Source organism: Kitasatospora sp. CMC57 (assembly GCF_045866025.2).
Lineage (GTDB): Bacteria > Actinomycetota > Actinomycetes > Streptomycetales > Streptomycetaceae > Kitasatospora.
The window spans coordinates 2,218,747-2,237,402 of record NZ_AP035881.2 but is presented as its reverse complement, the minus strand read 5'-3'; the positions used below and the strand labels follow the sequence as shown (position 1 = coordinate 2,237,402).

Genomic DNA, 18,656 nt, shown 5'->3' with positions numbered 1-18,656 from the left:
TCGTGCGGCCGACGTTACGTCAACCGCGGGCACCCGGCATGCGCTACGACACGCCAGAGCCGAACTGTTGGAGGGTGGACGGGCGGTAGGGCTGGGTATGGTCGGGCCATGGGCGCGTACGTGGGCATCGTTCTGGTCTCGCACAGTCCCGGTCTGGCGGCCGGGCTCCGTGACCTGCTCGCCGAACTCGGGCCCGGGGAAGCCCGGGTGCTGCTCGCGGCGGGCACCGAGGACGGTTCGCTCGGCACCAGCTACGACCTGGTCGTGGCGGCCGTCGCGGCGGCCGACACCGGGGCCGGGGTGGTGGTGCTGGCTGATCTGGGCAGTTCGGTGCTGACCACGCTGGCCGTGCTGGAGGACCACCCGGCGGAGCGGGTCAGGCTGGTGGACGCACCGTTCGTGGAGGGTGCGGTGGCGGCGCTGGTCACCGCCTCGACCGGGGCCGCGCTGGCCGAGGTGGTGGCGGCGGCCGAGGACGCCAGGGGCTACCGGAAGTTCTGAGTTGCCGTCAGCTCACTTGGCATCCGCGTAGCAGTCGACCACGGCGGTGCTGAGCGGGAAGCGCACCGGAGTGTCGCCGAACACCAGCCGCCTGGCCTCCTCGCCGGCGGCGGTGACCGCCTCGACCACCTGGTCGGCCAGGTTGACGGGGGTGTGCACGATCACCTCGTCGTGCTGGAAGAAGACCAGGTGCGGGCGGTCCGTACCGCTGCTCAGCGCCGTCAGCCGACGGCGCAGCGATGCCAGCAGGGCGAGCGCCCAGTCCGCCCCGCTGGCCTGGATCACGAAGTTGCGGGTGAACCGGCCGCGTGCCCGGGCCGACCGGCCGCCCGCCTCCCCGGCGGTCTCCGGAGCCTCCGTCAGATCCAGCCAGTCGGCCGACGGCGGCGGGCACGTCCGGCCCAGCCGGGAGCGGACGATGCCACCCTCCTCGCCCGTCCTGGCCGCCGACTCGACGTAGCCCATCGCGGTGGGGTAGCGGCGGCGCAGGGTGGCGAGCAGTGGACCGATGTCCCCGCTGGTCTGGCCGTACATCGCGCCGAGCAGGCCGAGTTTGGCCTTCTCCCGGTCGCCCTGGAAGGCGGTGGCGGCCAGCGCCGCGTACAGGTCGCCCTCGGCCGCCGATCTGGCCAGACCGGCGTCGCCGGAGAGCGCGGCCAGCACCCGGGGCTCCAGCTGCGCCGCGTCCGCCACCACCAGGGCCCAGCCGGGATCGGCCACCACGGCCCCGCGCAGGATGCGCGGGATCTGCAGCGCTCCGCCGCCCCGGCTGGCCCACCGGCCGGAGACCACCCCGCCTACCACGTACTCGGGGCGGAACCGGCCGCCGCGCGCCCAGGCGTCCTGCCAGGCCCAGCCGTGCGCGGCGTGGATCCGCGACAGCTCCTTGTAACGGATCATCAGCCGGGCCGCCGGGTGGTCGATCCCGCGCAGCTCCCACACCCGGGTGGAGCTCAGCCTGATGCCCTGGTCGGCGAACGCCTTCAGCACCTGGGCGTGCGAATCGGGGTTGAACGGGCGGCCACCGAGCGCCTGTTGCAGCTCGACGGACAGCTCGGAGAGCAGCTTCGGCTGGGCACCGGGGACGTGCGGGCGGGGGCCGAGCAGGTCGGTCAGCAGCCGGTCGTGCCGGTCGGTCCGCCAGGGCAGGCCGTCGTACGTGATCTCGGTGGCCAGCAGCGCACCGGCCGACTCGGCGGCCGCCAGCAGCCGGAACAGCCCGGGCTGCCCGACCAGCTCGATCCGGCGCAGCTGCTCGGCGTGCACCGCCACCACCGCTGCCAACTGATCAGTGCCCGGCGGCAGTTGCAGCCGGTCCGGTGCGAACAGGCTGTCCTGGTCCTCACCGCCACCGGCCTCCGGCAGGTCGGCGGGCACCGGCAGCCCGCGCAGCCGCGCCCACGCGGCGCCGAGCGAACGGGGCTCGCCCCACGCCCCCTCGTACCCCAGCAGCAGCGCCTCCACCAGCCGCAGGTCGTGGCAGCGGGCCACCCGCAGCGGCAGCAGCGGCGCGTACGCGCTGTCGGCCGCCGCCCAGACCCAGCGGGGAGGACCTGCCGCCTCACGCTGCGCCACCGCGGCGGCCAGATCGGCGACCTGCTCGGGTGGCCCGAGGGGCACGCCGTCCTCGCCGAGCGGCTGGAGGCGGCCGCCGGGGCCGTGCGGAGCGGGCACGACGGCGATCCGGGGTGCCACGGGGACTCCTCACACATCGGACAGGGGTTCGCCCCGACCGTACCTGGCGGTGCCGACACTTCCCCGCAGGCGCTCGCCCGGAAGTCGGGCAGCGGCTCGGGGTGCCTGCGAGGAGATGCCGCGTTCGGGTCCTGCCCGCCTGCGCACCGATCACCTGAAGAGGGACGGCTCCACCCACGTGGTGGAGCCGTGCATGAGCAGTGCCCCGAGCCCCGGCCTTTCGGAGCGTGTGCCTGAGTCCCTAGGGTCTGGCATATGAGCGACAATCCTTTCTTCGCGCCCAGCACCCTGGTGTTCGAACTCCCGCCCTTCGCCGCGATCCGGGAAGAGCACTACCTGCCCGCCTTCGAGCGCGGCATGGCCGACCAGCTCGCCGAGGTCGCCGCCATCGCCGCCGACCCCGAGCCGCCGACCTTCGACAACACGGTGGTGGCGCTCGAGCGTTCGGGTGCGCTGTTGCGCCGGGTCCGGCTGGTCTTCGACAACCAGAGCTCCTCCGACACCACCCCCGCGCTGCAGGCGTTGGACGCCGAGCTGAGCCCGCGGCTGGCCGCGCACCTGGACACCATCCTGCTCGACCAGGCGCTGTTCGCCCGGTTCGAGACGCTGTACCGGGCGCGGGGCGAACTCGGCCTGGACGCCGAGAGCCTGCGGCTGCTGGAGCGGCACCACACCCGTTTCGTCCGGGCCGGGGTCCGGTTGCCGGTTGAGGGGCAGCAGCGGCTGCGGGAGATCAACGGCCGGCAGGCGTCCGCCCAGGCGGCGTTCCGGCAGAACGTGTTCGCCGACACCCGGGCCCGGGCCGTGGTGGTGGACCGCGCCGAGCAGTTGGACGGCCTGTCGGCCGACGCGGTGGCGGCGGCCGCCGCGAACGGCCGGGCGCTCGGCCGGGACGGCTCGTACGTGCTCAGCCTGAAGAACTTCACCAACCAGTCCGAACTGGCCGCGCTCACCGACCGCGAGCTGCGGGCCGCGCTCCTGGCGGCCTCGGCGGAGCGGGCGGTGGAGAGCAACGGCCCGCTGGCGATCGAGCTGGCCGGGCTGCGGGCCGAGCGGGCCGAGCTGCTCGGATACCCGAGTCACGCCGCGTACGTGGTGGCCGACGAGACGGCCGGGACGGTCGACGCGGTCGAGGAGCTGTTCGCGCGGCTGATCCCGCCGGCCGTGGCGAACGCCAGGGCCGAGGGTCGGAAGCTGGCGGAGTTCGCCGAACGGGTCGACGGGGTCCAGAACTTCGGCGCGCACGACTGGCAGTACTACTCCGAGCGGGTCAGGCAGGCGGAGTACAGCCTCGACGCGGCGGAGCTGCGCCCGTACTTCGAGCTGGAGCGAGTGCTGCATGACGGGGTGTTCTTCGCCGCCGGGCTGGCCTACGGGCTGACCTTCACCGAGCGCGCCGACCTGACGGGGTATCACCCGGACGCCCGGGTCTTCGAGGTGTTCGAGGCGGACGGCTCGTCGCTCGGGCTGTTCCTCGGCGACTTCCACGCCCGGGAGTCGAAGGGCGGCGGCGCCTGGATGAACGAACTGGTCCAGCAGTCCGAGCTGTTGGGGCAGCGGCCGGTGGTGGTGAACAACCTGAACATCGCCCACCCGGCGGCCGGTGAGCCCGCGCTGCTGACCTGGGACGAGGTGCGGACGCTGTTCCACGAGTTCGGCCACGCCCTGCACGGGCTGTTCTCGGCGGTGCGCTACCCGCTCTTCTCGGGGACCGAAGTGCCGCGCGACTTTGTCGAGTTCCCGTCCCAGGTGAACGAGATGTGGATGACCAGGCCCGAGGTGCTGGCCAACTACGCGAGGCACCACCTGACCGGCGAGCCGCTGCCCGCCGAGCTGGTCGAGCGGATGGCGGCGGCCGAGCGGTTCGGGCAGGGCTTCCGGACCGTGGAGTACCTGGCCGCCGCGCTGCTGGACTGGGCCTGGCACACCGTCCCGGTCGGTGAAACGATCCAGGACGCCCAAGAGTTCGAGGCGGCCGCGCTGGCCAAGGCGGGGCTGGCCGACCCGCTGGTGCCGCCGCGTTACCGGAGCACCTACTTCAGCCACGTGTTCTCCAACGAGTACAGCGCCGGGTATTACGCGTACATCTGGTCCGAGGTGCTGGACGCCGACACGGTGCGCTGGTTCGAGACCAACGGCCGCAGCGTCCGGGAGAGCGGCGAGACCTTCCGGGCCGAGCTGCTCTCGCGGGGCGGCAGCGTGGACGCGCTGGACTGCTTCCGTGCCGTGGTCGGCCGGGACCCGGAGATCGGCCCGCTGCTGACCCGGCGCGGCCTGGACGGCTGAGGCTCAGCTGCCGCTGACCCGTACCGTCACCGTGGTGCCGGAGCGGGTCAGCGGCAGCAGGACCCGGGCCACCCCGGCCCGGTCGCCCCTGGGCTGGTCGACGTCCAGCACGGAGGTGCGGACGCCGCTGACGGTGACCTTCGCGCCGTTCGGGTAGGCGGTGCCGGGCAGGCTGATCTCGGTCCAGCCGCCGCGCCCGGTCAGGTAGGTCAGGGTGTACGTGCCGTCGCGGTAGGTCTCGGTGCCGGGGGTGCCCGCCAGGGCCCGGGCGTACGGGCCGAAGACCGGTTCGTCACCGGGGGCCGGGCGGCCGTCCGGGCCGAGGGCGCAGTAGCCACCGGCGCCCTTGCACCAGTACCACATGGCCCAGCCCGAGGCGAAGCCGTTCATCGCGGCGACCTGACGCTTCACCAGCTCGGTGTTGCCGGGGGTGCGGGAGTTCGGCGGACCCCATTCGCCGACCAGCACCGGCAGATGGTGGGCGCCCGGGTACGCCGTGATTGCAGCGAGGTAGTTCTCCACGAAGCCGCCGGACGGGTCCCAGTCCCGGCCGGCCTCGACGGCGGTGTCGTAGAAGTGCGGTGCGTAGCCCAGCCGGTCGGCCCCGGAGCGCGGGTCGGCGAAGCCGGGCAGTTGGGTCGGCACGCCCTGTCCGACCAGCACGGTCGGCTCGACGAACAGCCAGGAGCGGCTGTCGGCCTGGCGGACGGCCCGGATCAGCCGGCCGTACATCTCGGCCAGCCGGCCCCGCTCCAGCTCGGCGGAGGCGGCCACCAGTACCGCCGGGTCGGTCGGGTCACCGGGGATCGGGCCGGACGGCTCGTTGAACAGGTCATAGCCCAACAGTGATCGGTGGCCCCGGAGTTCGCGGGCCAGCCGGGTGTAGAAGTCGGCCTGCCAGCGGCGCAGGTCCGGGTCGTCGTACAGGTGGGTGAAGGCGGCCTGCACGGCGGGCTGGAAGTACCCCGCGAACCAGTCGTCCGGGTCCTCCTCGAACGGCAGGCCGTCGTCCCGGGTGGCCCAGAGCGGGATGCCCCGGTCGCCGCCGCCGAACTTCGGCCCGTAGACGTCCTGGTGGAAGTCGACGAGGGCCAACAGGCCGTACTTCTCAGCCCAGTCGAGCACCCGGTGCAGCCGGTCCAGCTCGGTCCGGTCCAGTCGGCCCCGAGTCGGCTCCAGCCGGTTCCAGGAGATCGCCACCCGGACCAGGGTGAAGCCGTGGTCGGCGGCGGACCGCAGGTCGGTCTCGGTGGCCTCGGCGTACTTGTCGACGTTGAAGCCGCGAAGTTGGAGCACCCGCCCTGCGGCGTCGGCCAGGTGGGTCCGGCCGTCGGCGGTGGTGACCGTGCCGGTCGGGAAGTCGGCCCGTCCGCCCTGATGGCGGGAGGCCGGCTGCGCGGCTGCCTGGGACGGCAGCGCGGCGCCGGACAGCACGGCGGCGGTGGCCAGGGACAGGGCGACGGCGGTACGGAGGACGCGCACGGGCACCTCGCGGAGGACAGGGGGGTGGGGGCGCCGATCCTGCCGCACGTGGGGGGCGTGCACAAGAGGTGAGTACTGCTCATGTTATGGGGCGTCCCTCGGGTCCCTCGGGTCCTGGTGCCGCCCTGTGCCGGGGTGTCAGCCGGGTGCTCCCGGCCGTGGTGCCGCCGCCGCGAGCCGGCCCCAGAGCAGATCGGCCAGCGCCTGCACCATCCGGGCCCGAGGGCAGGGCCGCTGGTCCAGCCACCAGTCGCCGGCCGCCAGCACCATGCCGGTGATCGACCGGCCCCAGGTCTCGGCCAACAGCGGCGCGTCGGGGCCGAGGTCGACCTGCTCCCGGACCGCCCTGGTGATCTCCTCGGCGATCTGCCGCAGCGCGGGGGCCAGCGCCTGGCCCGCCCCGGTCGGGTCGCCGGACTCGGGGTGGGTCAGCAGCCGGTACACCTGCGGCCGGGACTCGATGCCCGCCAGGTAGACGTCCAGTACGTGCTCGACCCGGTCGCGGCGCTCCAGCGGCTCGTTCAGAGCCGCCCGGACGGCGGCCAGCAGGCCGCTGGTGTGACGTTCCGTCAGGGCCCGGATCAGGCCGGTCCGGTCGCCGAAGTGCCGGTACAGGATCGGCTTGGTGATGCCCGCCTCGGCGGCGATCGCGTTCATGCTCGCGCCGGGGCCCTCGCGCTGGACGACCCGGTCGGCGGCGTTCAGCAGCTGCTCGCGGCGCGGCTCCGAGGTCTTCGGCGACTCGTCGTGGCGGGGCTCTGTGGACACGGTGCGGCTCCTCGCTCGGCCGTTGACACGGATTACCAATCAGTAGCAGACTCGCGGCATGTTACCCGGGGTAACACCCCGATGGCGTGGGCTTCTCCGCCCGCACTCCCGTCCCGGAGGCACACCGTATGAGCACCTTCTCCCTCGACCCAGGCCCGGACCAGCTCGCCGTCCGGGACTGGCTGCACGGCTTCGCCGCCGACGTGATGCGCCCGGCCGCCGCCGAGTGGGACGAGCGCGAGGAGACCCCCTGGCCGATCATCCAGGAGGCCGCCAAGATCGGCATCTACTCGCTGGACTTCTACGCCCAGCAGTACTTCGACCCCTCCGGCGTCGGCATCCCGATCGCCATGGAGGAGCTCTTCTGGGGTGACGCGGGCCTCGGCCTGGCGATCGTCGGCACCACGCTGGCCGCCGTCGCCGTGCTGGCCAACGGCACCGACGAGCAGATCGGCACCTGGGCGCCGCAGATGTTCGGCACCCCGGACGACGTCAAGGTGGCCGCGTTCTGCTCCTCCGAGCCGGACGCGGGGTCGGACGTCTCGGCGCTGCGCACCCGCGCGGTCTACGACGAGGCCAAGGACGAGTGGGTGCTGAACGGCACCAAGACCTGGGCCACCAACGGCGGGATCGCCGCCGTGCACGTGGTGGTGGCCACCGTCGACCCGGCGCTCGGGGCGCGCGGGCAGGCGTCCTTCGTGGTGCCGCCGGGCACGCCGGGGCTGAGCCAGGGTCAGAAGTTCAAGAAGCACGGCATCCGCGCCTCGCACACCGCCGAGGTGGTGCTGGACGACGTACGGATCCCCGGCAGCTGCCTGCTCGGCGGCAAGGAGAAGCTCGACGAGCGGCTGGCCAGGGCGAGGGAGGGCGCCAAGCGCTCCGGCGGCAAGAACGCCGCGATGGCCACCTTCGAGGCGTCCCGACCCGCCGTCGGAGCCCAGGCGATCGGCATCGCCCGGGCCGCGTACGAGGTGGCGCTGGACTACGCGAAGACCCGGGTCCAGTTCGGCCGCCCGATCATCGACAACCAGGGCGTGGCCTTCCAGTTGGCCGACATGAAGACCCGGATCGACGCGGCCCGGCTGCTGGTCTGGCGGGCCTCCTGGATGGCGGCCAACAACCAGCTGTTCACTTCGGCCGAGGGCTCGATGTCCAAGCTGTACGCGGGCGAGACCGCCAAGTACGTGACGGCGCAGGCGATGCAGATCCTCGGCGGCAACGGCTTCACCCGGGAGTACCCGGTGGAGCGGATGCACCGGGACAGCGCGATCTACACCATCTTCGAGGGCACCAGCGAGATCCAGCGGCTGGTGATCGCCCGGGCCATCTCGGGGCTGCCGATCCGGTAGGAAGGCGGGCGGCCGGTGCGAAAGGGACTAGAAGGCGGGTGGCCGCCGTTCCAGGAACGCCGCCAGGCCCTCGCGGACGTCCGGCGAGTGGCGGGACTTGCGCTCCCACGGGGCCAGCGCCGCCGCCGGGTCGTCCGCGGCCAGGGCGGCCTTGGCGGCGCCGATGGTCTGTGGTGAGCGCACCGCCAGCAGCTCGGCGAACTCCCGGGCGCGGGCGTCCAGTCGGTCGGCCGACAGCACCTCGTCGGCCAGACCGAACAGCTCGGCCCGTCCGGCGTCCACCAACTCGCCGGAGAACAGTAGGTACTTGGCCCGGGCCGGACCGACCAGCCGGGCCAGCCGGACGGTCGGCACGGCCGGGTAGACCACCCCGAGCTTGGCCGGGGTGATGCCCAGTAGGGCGTCCTCGGCGACGAACCGAAGGTCGCAGGCGACCGCCAACTGGCAGCCGCCGCCCACGCAGTGGCCGTGCACCACGGCGATGGTGGGATGCGGGAAGGCGGCCAGCGCCTCCTCGGCCGCGACGTTCTCGGCGTGGTAGGCGTCGGCCAGGTCGGGGTCGGCGTAGACCCGGGTCAGCTCGGTGATGTCGGCCCCGGCGCTGAACGTGCCGTTCGCGCCGGTCAGCAGCAGGACCCGGACGCCAGGGGCGCCGGCCAGCCGGTCCAGTACGCCGGGCAGCGCCCGCCACATCGCCCCGGTGACGGCGTTCCGCCGCTCCGGGCGGTCCAGCACCAGGGTGGCGACGGGGCCGTCGACGGAGGCTCGCAGGCCGGGCGTACCGGTGTCGAACTGCTGGGGCACGGACGCCTCCTCGTGGGGTGTCCGGTCACCCTTCCACAGCGGACCGGTCCGGGACCACGGCGGTGACTGTGATCTCCACCAACTGGCCGGTGTAGCCGAGGGTGGTGACGCCGAGCAGGGTCGAGCTGTGCGGACCGGCGCTCAGGGCGGAGGCGTTCACGACGTCCCACACCTCGGAGAGCGGTTCGGGACGGTCGGCCACCACGTAGACGATGCTGGCCACCACCCGGTCCAGGCCGCTGCCGACCGAGGCCAGCGCGGTCTCCAGGTTGTCGAGCACCTGCCGGGTCTGGGCCGGGAAGTCGCCCGGGCCGACCAGCTTGCCGTCGGCGTCCAGCGGCACCCCGCCGGCCAGGAAGGCGAGGCGCTCACCGGCCTCGACCACGACGGTGTGCGCGTAGCCCGGCGGCGGGAACAGGGCGGGGACGGTGCGGTGCTCGGCCATGGCGCTCCGTAGGTGGTCGGGCTGGCCATCCTCAACCGGCCGAGCCCGGCTGTCACCTGGTTTTCTGCCACTCGTGGGCGAGCACCGACCAGATCTCGTAGTCCTGCCGGGCGCCCTGGAACTCGCACCACTCGCGCATGGTCCCGTCCAGGTGCATGCCGAGCTTCCGGGCCACCGCCCGGCTGCGGGTGTTGACCGTGCTGTTCCACCACTCGGCCCGGTGCAGACCGCGCACCGTGAAGGCGTGGTCCAGCAGCCGCCGGACGGCGGCCGTGATCAGTCCACGGCCCTGGGCCGCCGGTTCGCACCAGGCGCCGATCTCGCACCGGCCGGCCTTCACGTCGAAGGACACGAACATCACGCCGCCCACCAGCGTCCCGTCCAGCCAGATGCCGAACAGCTCCCCGCTGTCGGTGGCCTGCCGGTCGGCGTAGCGCTGCAGGGTCGCTCGGGCGGAGTCCAGGTCCGTGCTGAAGGTCGCCCACGGGATCCACGGGTCGACGTTGGCCCTGGCCCGGTCCATGTGGGCCAGGAACTCGGCGGCCTGCCAGGGCTGGAGGGGGCGCAGCTCGGCGTCGTCGGTGAGCGGTACGGCGTACATGGGGCCCTCCTCGGGCGGACGTGCTGTTCTCGGGGCGCGCTGTTCGGCGTGGTGCGCGGCGTGCTGTTCGGATCATGCATAACAAACGTTTGGTAGGTACCCTAGCGCCCATGACGCCAGCTCGTGGAGACCATGACGCCCGACGGTCCGAGGTCTCCGCAGCGGTCTGGCGGGTGCTCGCCGACCGCGGCTTCGGCGGCCTGACGCTCCGTGCGGTCGCGGCCGAGATGGACGCCAGCACCGGGCTGCTCACGCACTACTTCCCGAACAAGCGGGCCCTGCTGGCGTACGCGCTGGACCTGCTCGACCGGCACACGGTGGACCGGCCGCGCCCGGCGACCGGGCGCACCTCACCGGCTGACGGCGGGCGGGCACTGCTGCGGGCCGTGCTGCTGGACATCCTGCCGCTCACCCCGGAGGGGGTGGCCGGCAACCGGATCTGGGTCGGCTCCTGGGACGCTGCGCTGACCGACCCGGAACTGGCGGCGGACCACGCCGCCCGCTATCGCCGGGCCAGGGAACGGATCACCGAGCTGGTCGCCCAGGCCAGGGAGCAGGGCGAACTGGCAGGGGAGGCGAGCGCCGAGGAGGTGGCGGCGGGGGTCCAGAGCTTCGTGCTGGGGCTGGTGGTGCAGGCACTGTTCGCTCCGGCCGAGTTCCCGCCGGAGCGGCAGGTCGAGCTGCTGGACCGGTACCTGGACGGGCTCTGAGGCTGCGGGGCCGGACATCTCCGCCAGGAGCGGTCTCGGCGGGCCGGCCGGACGGGTCGGCGCTGGTGCCCCCAGCAGGATTCGAACCTGCGACCTACCGCTTAGAAGGCGGGTGCTCTATCCGCTGAGCTATGGGGGCGTGACGACACCGGCCCGGAGGGCTTCGGCCGGCCTGCGGGGTCCGGGACAGGATAAGGGTGCCCAGATACTCAGCCGGGTCTTCACGCACCCTACGTGGTGTGTCGGCCCCGGTTGAGCGGTCCGATAATCGCAGGTGGCGGCCGGGCGTGCAGCGCCCTGACGGCTTCTGGCGCCGGACGTTGTGCAGTCGTTACGGGGCTGTCGCCCCACCTGTTATGGATTCGGTGCGGAGAATGGGGCGGACGGAGGGACGGGTGGGGGAAGTTTTCGGCTTCCACCGGTCGGATGACGTGCGCCGATGCGCCGACCGGCCACCCCTTCGGGGAGCGGCGCCCCGGGGCGGGCTCGGCGAGTAGTTGTCATGGACTCGAAAAGATGACGTCCGCTCGGTTGGAAATCGGAGCCGATTCACTCCGGAGAGTGAGGTCCGTTATCCACATGTGCGAGTTATCCCCAGAATTTCGAAACACCTCGGCTCGTATTCCGTGGCCGGACATCCTCTCCTCGGCGGGTGATTTCATCCGGTGATTCCCGACGGACGGAGCGTGTTCCGATGAACGACACGATGGTGACCATGATCGGCAATGTCGGCACGGTGGTGAGCTACACGCAAACCGCGGCCGGTGTCCCGGTGGCGAACTTCCGGATGGCCGCCACCGAGCGCCGCTACGACCGGGAGAAGGGTGTCTGGGTGGACGGCGAGACGAGCTGGGTCACCGTCACCGCCTGGCGCTGGCTGGCGGCCAACGTGGTGAGTTCGCTCAGCAAGGGCGATCCGGTGGTGGTGAGCGGGCGGCTGCGGGTTCGGGAGTGGGGCGAGGAGGAGAGGCGACGCTGTGTGGTCGAGATCGACGCCCGGGTGGTCGGCCACGACCTCGGCCGGGGCACGACCGCGTTCCGCTGGGCGGTCCAGGCCAAACCCGATCTGGTCCTGGGTCGTTCGGGTCGGGAGGAGTCCGCGGCCATGTCCGCAGCGGCGCCCGGCCCGCTCACCGGTCCCCTGTCCGGCCAGGCGACGGCCGGGCAGGCGGTGCCGGACTGGATCGTCGCCGCGGTCGAGTCCCGGCAGGCGGCCGTCGCGGGGTCGCCGATCCGGGCGGCCGGCGCGGGCGGTCCGTCGGAGAGCGGCGTCGGCGAGGTGACCCAGGTGGCGGCCGAGGTCGAGGTGGCCGCTGGTGTGCGCGAGGTGGAACCGGGAGGTGGCGAAATTGCAAGCAGTGATCGGGTAGCTGTCGGCTGAGACCGAAGCTGCTCACTGTTCGGCACTTCGGGTCGGTCGGAGTGCCTGGAGGGAAAAGCTCCTGATTGGGAGTGAGAAACTGGCGGGTCGTCAGTACACCGCCGCGGTGAGCCCCTTGATAACAATATAGATACGGAATCGTCCGCGTTCGGCACGGAGGTTTGCCAGCGGCCTCCGGTCAATAGGATGCGTCTGGTTCACACAAGTGCGGCGGTGTCACAGGGTGCGTCGCGTTGCAAGGCGGGCTGCCATCGGCGGGGCCCAGCCCGGAGGGGTCACTAGATGTTGCACAAGCAGGGGCGGGCTTTCGCCCGCATAGCCAGTGTCATGCTCGCGTCGAGCGTGCTGCTGGGCAGCGGGATGATGCTGGCCGGTTCGGCCGGCGCCGCAGGGGCGGGGGCGACCGGAGCCAAGGCGAAGCTGAAGCCCGGTGTCCGGTTCAGCGAGACCATCAGCTACGAGCGGGATGGCAAGAAGCACCAGGTCCAGGGCGGGATCCTCCAGCTGGAGACCGAGGACGAGAAGATCCTCGACACGTACTGCATCGACCTGCTCAACCCGACTCAGCCCAGCGCCGACTACACCGAGACCGGCTGGGACTCGAGCTCGCTGGCCGGCAAGCCGGAGGAGGCCGGGAAGATCCTCTGGATCCTCCGCAACTCCTTCCCGCAGCTGAGCATCGAGAAGCTGCGTGAGAGCAGCAAGATCGCGGATCTCAGCGAGGACGACGCCGCGGCCGGCACGCAGGCCGCGATCTGGCACTTCTCCGACGGTGCCGACGCGATCCCGGACGACCCGCAGGCCAAGCAGCTGACCGACTACCTGCGCCAGAAGGCGGTCAAGCTGGAGGAGCCGAAGCCGACGCTCAGCCTCAACCCGGCCGCGGTCTCCGGTAAGAGCGGTGACCTGCTCGGCCCGATCACCGTCACCACCAACGGCAGCGCCGTCGCACTGGCGCTGGACGAGGCGGGCACCAAGGCCAACCTGAGCATCACGGACAAGACCGGCAAGCCGGTCAAGAGCGCCAAGAACGGCGACCAGATCTACGCCAAGTCCCCGGCCGGAGCGGAGCCGGGCAACGCCAGCATCAAGGCCAGCACCTCCGCCGAGGTCTCGGTCGGCCGCGCCTTCACTGGCGTCAACGCGCAGGGCAAGCACAGCCAGACGCTGATCCTGGCGGGCTCGCAGCCCGTCCCGGTCACCGCTGCCGTGACCATGAACTGGGCTCCCACCGGCCCGATCCCGGCCGTCTCCGCCAAGGTTGACTGCGTGCAGGGCGCCGTGGTGGTCACCGCCACCAACAACGGTGACCGCGACTTCACCTTCACGCTGGCCGGTCAGACCGTGACCGTCCCGCCGGCCGGCACCAAGAGCGTGCCGGTCAAGGTCGCCGAGGACACCGCGTACGACATCGTCGTCACCGGGCCGAACGGCTTCAAGGAGGAGTTCAAGGGCGTCCTGAACTGCAAGACCGACACGGCCGCCTCGCCCACCCCGAAGGCCCCGTCGGCCAGCCCGACCGGCCCGGTCCTGGCCAACACCGGTGGCGGCGGCCAGACCCCGCTCGTCGCCGGTATCGCCGGTGCCCTGGTGATCGCCGGTGCCGCCGCGGTCTTCACCCTGCGCCGCCGCGGCCGTCACAGCCGCGCCTGACCGGCTGAGCCGGTCCGCGTGACCGGCTGGTCCGCAGCCCGGAGTTGATCCGGCCCCGTTCCCTCCGCAGTCGAGGGGGCGGGGCCGGTCCCGTTCCCCGGCATCGCGTTCGGGAGGATCCGTCGCGTGCGGCACAATGGAAGGCTGTAACCCGAATACTCACCGACGACGCCGGAGCGATCTCACGTGGCGGAATACATCTACACCATGCGCAAGGTGCGCAAGGCCATCGGCGACAAGGTCATCCTTGACGACGTGACGCTGAGCTTCCTCCCTGGGGCGAAGATCGGTGTCGTCGGCCCCAACGGTGCTGGTAAGTCCACGGTGCTGAAGATGATGGCCGGTCTGCAGCAGCCCTCGAACGGCGATGCCTTCCTCTCGCCGGGCTACACCGTCGGGATGCTTCTGCAGGAGCCCCCGCTCGACGAGTCCAAGACCGTCCTGGAGAACGTCGAGGACGGCGTCAAGGAGATCAAGGGGAAGCTCAACCGCTTCAACGAGATCGCCGAGCTGATGGCGACGGACTACTCCGACGCGCTGCTCGAGGAGATGGGCACCCTCCAGGAGGACCTGGACCACGCCGAGGCGTGGGACCTGGACGCCCAGCTGGAGCAGGCCATGGACGCGCTGGGCTGCCCGCCCGGCGACTGGCCGGTCACCAAGCTCTCCGGTGGTGAGCGACGCCGCGTGGCGCTCTGCAAGCTGCTGCTCGAGGCGCCCGACCTGCTGCTGCTCGACGAGCCCACCAACCACCTCGACGCCGAGTCGGTGAACTGGCTGGAGCAGCACCTGGAGAAGTACAAGGGCACCGTGGTCGCGGTCACCCACGACCGGTACTTCCTGGACAACGTCGCCCAGTGGATCCTGGAGCTCGACCGCGGTCGCGCCTACCCCTACGAGGGCAACTACTCCACCTACCTGGAGACCAAGCAGACCCGTCTCAAGGTCGAGGGCCAGAAGGACGCCAAGCGCGCCAAGCGGCTCAAGGAGGAGCTGGACTGGGTCCGCTCCAACGCCAAGGGCCGTCAGGTCAAGTCCAAGGCCCGCCTCGCCCGGTACGAGGAGATGGCGGCCGAGGCCGACAAGATGCGGAAGCTGGACTTCGAGGAGATCCAGATCCCCCCGGGCCCGCGCCTGGGCAACATCGTGATCGAGACCAACAACCTCTCGAAGTCCTTCGGCGAGAAGCTGCTGATCGACGACCTGAGCTTCACCCTGCCGCGCAACGGCATCGTCGGCGTGATCGGCCCCAACGGCGCCGGCAAGACCACGCTGTTCAAGATGCTGCTCGACATGGAGAAGCCGGACTCCGGCACCGTCAAGGTCGGCGACACGGTCAAGATCAGCTACGTCGACCAGTCGCGTGCCAACATCGACCCGAAGAAGACGCTCTGGGAGGTCGTCTCCGACGGCCTTGACTGGATCAACGTCGGTCAGGTCGAGATGCCGTCCCGCGCCTACGTCTCGGCGTTCGGCTTCAAGGGTCCGGACCAGCAGAAGCCGGCCGGGGTGCTCTCCGGTGGTGAGCGCAACCGGCTCAACCTGGCGCTGACCCTCAAGCAGGGCGGCAACCTGCTGCTCCTCGACGAGCCCACCAACGACCTGGACGTCGAGACCCTGTCCTCGCTGGAGAACGCGCTGCTGGAGTTCCCCGGCTGCGCCGTGGTGATCTCCCACGACCGGTGGTTCCTGGATCGGGTGACCACGCACATCCTCGCGTACGAGGGTGACAGCAAGTGGTTCTGGTTCGAGGGCAACTTCGAGTCGTACGAGAAGAACAAGATCGAGCGGCTCGGCGCCGACGCCGCCCGCCCGCACCGGGCCACCTACCGGAAGCTGACCCGGAGCTGACACGTCGGTGCAACACCGGCCCGGCAGGCTGCCCCTGGGGTGGTCTGCCGGGCCGCCGCCCGTGAGCCACCGGCGGACAACCGGTCCTGACGGGCAATCGGATTCTTGAGGAGATCGACCGTGGCACGCCACATCTACGCCTGCCCCCTGCGGTGGTCCGACATGGACGCCTTCGGCCACGTGAACAACGTGGTCTTCCTGCGCTACCTGGAGGAGGCCCGGATCGACTTCATGTTCACCCAGGCCGCCGCCGCCGGTGCGGGGGAGTTCGCGGGCGGCTCGGTGGTGGCCCGCCACGAGATCGACTACAAGCGCCCGCTGGTGCACCGGCCCGAGCCGGTGACCATCGAGACCTGGGTGACCAAGATCGGCGGTGCCTCGCTGACCGTCTCGTACGAGATCAAGGACACCGCCGCGGACGGCACCGAGACGGTCTACGTCCGGGCCTCCACCGTCGTGGTCCCGTACGACCTGGCGGCCGGCCGTCCGCGTCGGATCAGTGCGGTGGAGCGGGAGTTCCTCAGCCGGTTCATGGACGGCGCGGAGCACACCCAGGCCGTCGCGGCCGCCTGATCCCCGCAGGGCGCCCTCCCGTGCCCGGCACTGCACCTCGCCACCGTCCTCGTACCCGAGTGAGCTGATCCGTTGACCGCGCCCCGCCTCCCGCTCGCCGACAGCACGGAGGCCGCCGACCTGGCGGCGTTCCTGGAGCGGCTGCTGCGCTTCGACCGGGCCGCCGCCGTACGTCTGCAGGCCGTCCGGGCCGGACAGGGGCCGGTGCTGGCGGTCTTCGGACGGTTGCCGCTGGGCAGCGCCGGAGTGCTGGCGGTGCGCAGCGCCCGCCTCGGCGAGGAGGCCGCGGAGGCCGATCTGACCGTCTCCGCCGGGCAGTTGCTGGAGGGCGTCGACGAGTCGGCCGCCACCCTCGGCCTGCCCACCCCCGTCACCGGCCCCGCCTGGGCCGGCCTGCTCCCGCCCCGCTCGCGCTGGGAGCGCACCGGTGCCACCACGGCGCCCGCGGTGATGCCGGAACTCATGGCAGCCGTGCGGGAGTTCAAGGAGCGCACCGCCGAGATCCCGGAGCACCACCGCACCCGCGCGGCACTGGACGCACTGGCCGACGGGATCTGGTCCCGCCCGCTCGGCGCCCTGCCCGAGCTCCCGCTCCGTGCCGCGCACGCGGCCTACGTGGTCGGCTTCCTCACCCCGGTCGCCACCCTCACCGCGCACCGCTCCGGCACCTGGCTGCGGCTGAGCGCCCCGGCCGGCTCGGTCGCGCTGCGCACCGCCGCCCCTGGCAGCGGCCTCGGGCTCAGCCCGCTGCCGCGCTGACCCTCGGAGCCGGCCGGCACGGCTGGGGTCAGCCCGCCGTGTTGACCATCGAGGCGGCGGCGTAGGTGAGGTAGTCCCAGAGCTGACGCTCGGCGTCGGCGGGGAGATCCAGTGCGTCGACGGCGGTGCGCATGTGGCGGAGCCAGGCGTCGTGGGCGGCCTGGTCGACCTTGAACGGGACGTGGCGCATCCGCAGACGGGGGTGGCCACGCTCCTCGCTGTAGGTGCGGGGGCCGCCCCAGTACTGCATCAGGAACAGGGTCAGCCGCTCCTCGGCCGGGCCGAGGTCCTGTTCCGGGTACATCGGGCGCAGCAGTTCGTCCTCGGCGACACCCTGGTAGAAGACGTGCACCAGCCGTCGGAAGGTCGGCTCGCCGCCGATTTGTTCGAAGAACGTCGCCTCGTCAGTCACTTGACCATGGTCGCAGACCCCTCCGGCGGTCGTACACCAGGACCATCGGACGAGGACCATCGGACCAGGGCGGGTCCCGGTCGGTGGGGGCCGGGCCCCCACCGACGGGCGGTCAGGCGCGGTGCAGGGTGATCGTGGTCCAGGCGCCGATGTGCACCCGGTCGCCGTCGTTCAGCGGGATGGCGGTGTGCGGGGGCACGGCCTCGGGGCCGCCGTTCACCGTGGTGCCGTTGGTGGAGTCCTGGTCGACCAGCACCCAGCTCCCGTCGGCCTGCTCGGCCAGCAGCGCGTGCTGGTGGGAGGCACCCGGGTCCTCCGGCGGGACGGAGAGGTCGATCTCCGGCACGGTTCCCCGGTGCTGGCTGCGGCGGCCGATCCGCAGCTGGCCACGGCCGGTGAGCGGGATCCGGCGCTCGGGGCAGTACGGCGGGAAGAAGAGGCCGGCCGCCTCCGGGCCGCTGCGGGCCATCATGTCGGTGAAGTACTCACGGTCGGCCGTGACCACCGCGATCCAGGTCGACCTGGCCGGGGGAGCACCGGGCGGCTGCAGGTGGAACGAGGTGCCGAACTCGTCACCCGGGGCGCTGCCCGGCTGCGCGTAGGTCGGGCCCGAGTCGAAGCTCTCCAGGCCCTCCCCGCCCTGGAACGCCGGGTTCTTCCGGAACGGATCGGCCTGCGGCTCGAACTGCCGGTGCCCGGTCGGAGCACTCGTCGGAGCACCGGACGGAGCGTTGCTGGGAGCGCCGGTCGGCGCTCCGGGCGGTGCGAACGGCGAGGGCTCAGGGGTCGGCGCGGGCGTCGGCACCGGCGGCTGGTAGGGGCTGGGCATCGGCGGGGGCGGCGGCACCGGCGGCTGGTACGGAGCGGGCGCGGGCACCGGCGCGGGAGCGGGCGGCGGGAAGCCGTACCCGGAGGACGGTCGCTGCTGCTGCTGGCTCGCGGGCGAGGAGAGCTCGTAGTCGAAGCCGCACTCCTCGCAGTACCGGCCGGTCTGCGGAGTCCGGCAGATCGGGCAGGTGAGCAGGCCGGCCGTGAGGTCCGCCTGGGTGTACTGCCCCGCCTGCGCGTACTGCGCCGGCTGACCGGGGTGGCTGTGCTGCCCGTGTTGCCCCGGCTGGCCGTGACCGTGCTGACCGTGGGCCCCCGGCTGGCCGGGCTGCCCCGGCTGGGTGTACTGAGGCGCCGGCGGAGTGTGCGGCTGCCCGGTCGGTACGCCCTCCGACTGGGTGTGCCCGCTGGCGAACGGTGACGAGCCCGGCACGGCCAGTCCCGGCGGAGGGGTCATCGGGAAGCCGCAGAAGTCGCACCAGTCCTCGGCCTGCGACTCGTGGCCCCTAGGGCAGATCGGCATCAGGTCCCCCACATCTCCAGCGGTCCGGTTCGGCC

The 18,656-nt window shown here is 72.0% G+C and carries 17 protein-coding genes and 1 tRNA gene; 9 read left to right on the top strand and 9 right to left on the bottom strand.

Annotation, left to right across the window (positions count from 1 at the left end; genetic code table 11):
- The first annotated feature begins 108 nt into the window (after positions 1–108).
- Positions 109–501, top strand: coding sequence for a dihydroxyacetone kinase phosphoryl donor subunit DhaM (dhaM, locus tag ACKUU6_RS09950; RefSeq protein WP_407988131.1), 393 nt, complete (start codon positions 109–111; stop codon positions 499–501).
- A gap of 12 nt (positions 502–513) precedes the next feature.
- On the opposite strand, the gene ACKUU6_RS09945 is transcribed toward dhaM, so the two are convergent.
- Positions 514–2,196 carry a bifunctional 3'-5' exonuclease/DNA polymerase gene (locus ACKUU6_RS09945; RefSeq protein ID WP_407988130.1) on the bottom strand — a complete coding sequence of 561 codons (1,683 nt, stop codon included), beginning with the start codon at positions 2,194–2,196 and terminating at the stop codon, positions 514–516.
- A gap of 255 nt (positions 2,197–2,451) precedes the next feature.
- On the opposite strand from ACKUU6_RS09945, the gene ACKUU6_RS09940 reads away from it, so the two are divergent.
- Complete coding sequence (locus ACKUU6_RS09940) at positions 2,452–4,482, top strand: M3 family metallopeptidase (RefSeq protein ID WP_407988129.1); 2,031 nt, start codon at positions 2,452–2,454, stop codon at positions 4,480–4,482.
- Positions 4,483–4,485: 3 nt separating this feature from the next.
- Here the strand turns inward: ACKUU6_RS09940 and ACKUU6_RS09935 are convergent, their stop codons facing one another.
- Positions 4,486–5,964, bottom strand: coding sequence for a cellulase family glycosylhydrolase (locus ACKUU6_RS09935; RefSeq protein ID WP_407988128.1), 1,479 nt, complete (start codon positions 5,962–5,964; stop codon positions 4,486–4,488).
- Between the two features lie 138 nt (positions 5,965–6,102).
- The gene (locus tag ACKUU6_RS09930; protein WP_407988127.1) at positions 6,103–6,732 is read right to left on the bottom strand and encodes a TetR family transcriptional regulator; all 630 of its coding nucleotides are present in this window, start codon (positions 6,730–6,732) and stop codon (positions 6,103–6,105) included.
- Between the two features lie 128 nt (positions 6,733–6,860).
- Here ACKUU6_RS09930 and ACKUU6_RS09925 point away from each other — a divergent pair, with 128 nt between their 5' ends.
- Positions 6,861–8,081: an acyl-CoA dehydrogenase family protein gene (locus ACKUU6_RS09925; RefSeq protein ID WP_407988126.1), complete on the top strand. Its 1,221-nt coding sequence runs from the start codon at positions 6,861–6,863 to the stop codon at positions 8,079–8,081.
- A 27-nt stretch (positions 8,082–8,108) separates the two neighbouring features.
- Here ACKUU6_RS09925 and ACKUU6_RS09920 read toward each other — a convergent pair whose 3' ends face one another.
- Genes ACKUU6_RS09920 through ACKUU6_RS09910 form a run of 3 tightly spaced genes read right to left on the bottom strand, consistent with a single transcriptional unit; the run spans position 8,109 to position 9,931 of the window.
- The gene (locus ACKUU6_RS09920) at positions 8,109–8,885 is read right to left on the bottom strand and encodes an enoyl-CoA hydratase/isomerase family protein (protein WP_407988125.1); all 777 of its coding nucleotides are present in this window, start codon (positions 8,883–8,885) and stop codon (positions 8,109–8,111) included.
- Positions 8,886–8,910: 25 nt separating this feature from the next.
- Positions 8,911–9,330, bottom strand: coding sequence for a RidA family protein (locus tag ACKUU6_RS09915; protein WP_407988124.1), 420 nt, complete (start codon positions 9,328–9,330; stop codon positions 8,911–8,913).
- 52 nt (positions 9,331–9,382) lie between these two features.
- On the bottom strand, positions 9,383–9,931 hold the full coding sequence (locus ACKUU6_RS09910; protein WP_407988123.1) for a GNAT family N-acetyltransferase: 549 nt from the start codon (positions 9,929–9,931) through the stop codon (positions 9,383–9,385).
- A gap of 110 nt (positions 9,932–10,041) precedes the next feature.
- Here ACKUU6_RS09910 and ACKUU6_RS09905 point away from each other — a divergent pair, with 110 nt between their 5' ends.
- Positions 10,042–10,641, top strand: coding sequence for a TetR/AcrR family transcriptional regulator (locus ACKUU6_RS09905; RefSeq protein WP_407988122.1), 600 nt, complete (start codon positions 10,042–10,044; stop codon positions 10,639–10,641).
- A gap of 63 nt (positions 10,642–10,704) precedes the next feature.
- On the opposite strand, the gene ACKUU6_RS09900 is transcribed toward ACKUU6_RS09905, so the two are convergent.
- Positions 10,705–10,780: transfer RNA gene (locus ACKUU6_RS09900), tRNA-Arg, on the bottom strand.
- 555 nt (positions 10,781–11,335) lie between these two features.
- On the opposite strand from ACKUU6_RS09900, the gene ssb reads away from it, so the two are divergent.
- The 5 genes from ssb to ACKUU6_RS09875 all read left to right on the top strand — a co-directional run bounded on the left by ssb (position 11,336) and on the right by ACKUU6_RS09875 (position 16,858).
- Complete coding sequence (ssb, locus tag ACKUU6_RS09895; RefSeq protein ID WP_407988121.1) at positions 11,336–12,022, top strand: single-stranded DNA-binding protein; 687 nt, start codon at positions 11,336–11,338, stop codon at positions 12,020–12,022.
- A 327-nt stretch (positions 12,023–12,349) separates the two neighbouring features.
- Positions 12,350–13,675: a Cys-Gln thioester bond-forming surface protein gene (locus ACKUU6_RS09890; protein WP_407988120.1), complete on the top strand. Its 1,326-nt coding sequence runs from the start codon at positions 12,350–12,352 to the stop codon at positions 13,673–13,675.
- Positions 13,676–13,861: 186 nt separating this feature from the next.
- Positions 13,862–15,526 (top strand): energy-dependent translational throttle protein EttA, encoded by a 1,665-nt coding sequence (gene ettA, locus ACKUU6_RS09885; protein ID WP_407988119.1) that lies wholly within the window; start codon positions 13,862–13,864, stop codon positions 15,524–15,526.
- Between the two features lie 120 nt (positions 15,527–15,646).
- Positions 15,647–16,099: an acyl-CoA thioesterase gene (locus ACKUU6_RS09880; protein ID WP_407988118.1), complete on the top strand. Its 453-nt coding sequence runs from the start codon at positions 15,647–15,649 to the stop codon at positions 16,097–16,099.
- A gap of 72 nt (positions 16,100–16,171) precedes the next feature.
- Complete coding sequence (locus ACKUU6_RS09875; RefSeq protein WP_407988117.1) at positions 16,172–16,858, top strand: hypothetical protein; 687 nt, start codon at positions 16,172–16,174, stop codon at positions 16,856–16,858.
- Between the two features lie 28 nt (positions 16,859–16,886).
- On the opposite strand, the gene ACKUU6_RS09870 is transcribed toward ACKUU6_RS09875, so the two are convergent.
- Positions 16,887–17,270 carry a globin gene (locus tag ACKUU6_RS09870; protein WP_407988116.1) on the bottom strand — a complete coding sequence of 128 codons (384 nt, stop codon included), beginning with the start codon at positions 17,268–17,270 and terminating at the stop codon, positions 16,887–16,889.
- Between the two features lie 112 nt (positions 17,271–17,382).
- The gene (locus ACKUU6_RS09865) at positions 17,383–18,621 is read right to left on the bottom strand and encodes an FHA domain-containing protein (protein ID WP_407988115.1); all 1,239 of its coding nucleotides are present in this window, start codon (positions 18,619–18,621) and stop codon (positions 17,383–17,385) included.
- Between the last annotated feature and the right edge of the window lie 35 nt (positions 18,622–18,656).